The sequence below is a fragment of the Streptomyces dioscori genome, from assembly GCF_003024195.1.
GTDB classification, from domain to species: domain Bacteria; phylum Actinomycetota; class Actinomycetes; order Streptomycetales; family Streptomycetaceae; genus Streptomyces; species Streptomyces dioscori.
The window spans coordinates 1-2,494 of record NZ_KZ679078.1; the positions used below are offsets into that span (position 1 = coordinate 1).

Sequence of the window (2,494 nt, forward strand, 5' to 3'; positions counted from 1 at the left end):
GTCGTGACTGCGTGCCTTTTGAAGAATGAGCCTGCGAGTTTGCGGTGTGTTGCGAGGTTAACCCGTGTGGGGAAGCCGTAGCGAAAGCGAGTCCGAATAGGGCGACATAGTAGCGCGCTCAAGACCCGAAGCGGAGTGATCTAGCCATGGGCAGGTTGAAGCGGCTGTAAGAGGTCGTGGAGGACCGAACCCACCAGGGTTGAAAACCTGGGGGATGACCTGTGGTTAGGGGTGAAAGGCCAATCAAACTCCGTGATAGCTGGTTCTCCCCGAAATGCATTTAGGTGCAGCGTCGTGTGTTTCTTGCCGGAGGTAGAGCACTGGATAGGCGATGGGCCCTACCGGGTTACTGACCTTAGCCAAACTCCGAATGCCGGTAAGTGAGAGCGCGGCAGTGAGACTGTGGGGGATAAGCTCCATGGTCGAGAGGGAAACAGCCCAGAGCATCGACTAAGGCCCCTAAGCGTACGCTAAGTGGGAAAGGATGTGGAGTCGCACAGACAACCAGGAGGTTGGCTTAGAAGCAGCCACCCTTGAAAGAGTGCGTAATAGCTCACTGGTCTAGTGATTCCGCGCCGACAATGTAGCGGGGCTCAAGCGTACCGCCGAAGTCGTGTCATTCGTACATATATCCCCAACGGGAGTACGGATGGGTAGGGGAGCGTCGTGTGCCGGGTGAAGCCGCGCCGGAAGGCAGTGGTGGACGGTTCACGAGTGAGAATGCAGGCATGAGTAGCGATACACACGTGAGAAACGTGTGCGCCGATTGACTAAGGGTTCCTGGGTCAAGCTGATCTGCCCAGGGTAAGTCGGGACCTAAGGCGAGGCCGACAGGCGTAGTCGATGGATAACCGGTTGATATTCCGGTACCCGCTGTGAAGCGTCAAACATCGAACCAGGCGATGCTAAGTCCGTGAAGCCGTTCCGGACCCTTCGGGGAATGGAAAGTGGTGGAGCCGACGGACCAGACCTGTAGTAGGTGAGTGATGGGGTGACGCAGGAAGGTAGTCCAGCCCGGGCGGTGGTAGTCCCGGGGTAAGGGTGTAGCCCGTGTGATAGGTAAATCCGTCGCACATCAAGGGTGAGACCTGATGCCGAGCCGATTGTGGTGAAGTGGATGATCCTATGCTGTCGAGAAAAGCCTCTAGCGAGTTTCATGGCGGCCCGTACCCTAAACCGACTCAGGTGGTCAGGTAGAGAATACCGAGGCGTTCGGGTGAACTATGGTTAAGGAACTCGGCAAAATGCCCCCGTAACTTCGGGAGAAGGGGGGCCATCACTGGTGATCCGATTTACTCGGTGAGCTGGGGGTGGCCGCAGAGACCAGCGAGAAGCGACTGTTTACTAAAAACACAGGTCCGTGCGAAGCCGTAAGGCGATGTATACGGACTGACGCCTGCCCGGTGCTGGAACGTTAAGGGGACCGGTTAGTCAAACTTCGGTTTGGCGAAGCTGAGAACTTAAGCGCCAGTAAACGGCGGTGGTAACTATAACCATCCTAAGGTAGCGAAATTCCTTGTCGGGTAAGTTCCGACCTGCACGAATGGCGTAACGACTTCTCGACTGTCTCAACCATAGGCCCGGTGAAATTGCACTACGAGTAAAGATGCTCGTTTCGCGCAGCAGGACGGAAAGACCCCGGGACCTTTACTATAGTTTGATATTGGTGTTCGGTTCGGCTTGTGTAGGATAGCTGGGAGACTGTGAAGCATTGGCGCCAGCCAGTGTGGAGTCGTCGTTGAAATACCAGTCTGGTCGTGCTGGATGTCTAACCTGGGTCCGTGATCCGGATCAGGGACAGTGTCTGATGGGTAGTTTAACTGGGGCGGTTGCCTCCTAAAGAGTAACGGAGGCGCCCAAAGGTTCCCTCAGCCTGGTTGGCAATCAGGTGTTGAGTGTAAGTGCACAAGGGAGCTTGACTGTGAGACCGACGGGTCGAGCAGGGACGAAAGTCGGGACTAGTGATCCGGCGGTGGCTTGTGGAAGCGCCGTCGCTCAACGGATAAAAGGTACCCCGGGGATAACAGGCTGATCTTCCCCAAGAGTCCATATCGACGGGATGGTTTGGCACCTCGATGTCGGCTCGTCGCATCCTGGGGCTGGAGTCGGTCCCAAGGGTTGGGCTGTTCGCCCATTAAAGCGGTACGCGAGCTGGGTTTAGAACGTCGTGAGACAGTTCGGTCCCTATCCGCTGTGCGCGTAGGAGTCTTGAGAAGGGCTGTCCCTAGTACGAGAGGACCGGGACGGACGAACCTCTGGTGTGCCAGTTGTCCTGCCAAGGGCATGGCTGGTTGGCTACGTTCGGGAGGGATAACCGCTGAAAGCATCTAAGCGGGAAGCCTGCTTCGAGATGAGGACTCCCACCAACTTGATTGGTTAAGGCTCCCAGTAGACGACTGGGTTGATAGGCCGGATGTGGAAGCCCTGTAAGGGGTGGAGCTGACCGGTACTAATAGGCCGAGGGCTTGTCCTCAGTTGCTCGCGTCCACTGTGT

General features: G+C 56.6%; 1 rRNA gene. It reads left to right on the forward strand.

What is annotated here, in order from left to right:
* A 23S ribosomal RNA gene (locus C6Y14_RS43815) occupies positions 1-2,473 on the forward strand; the annotation flags it as partial.
* Between the last annotated feature and the right edge of the window lie 21 nt (positions 2,474-2,494).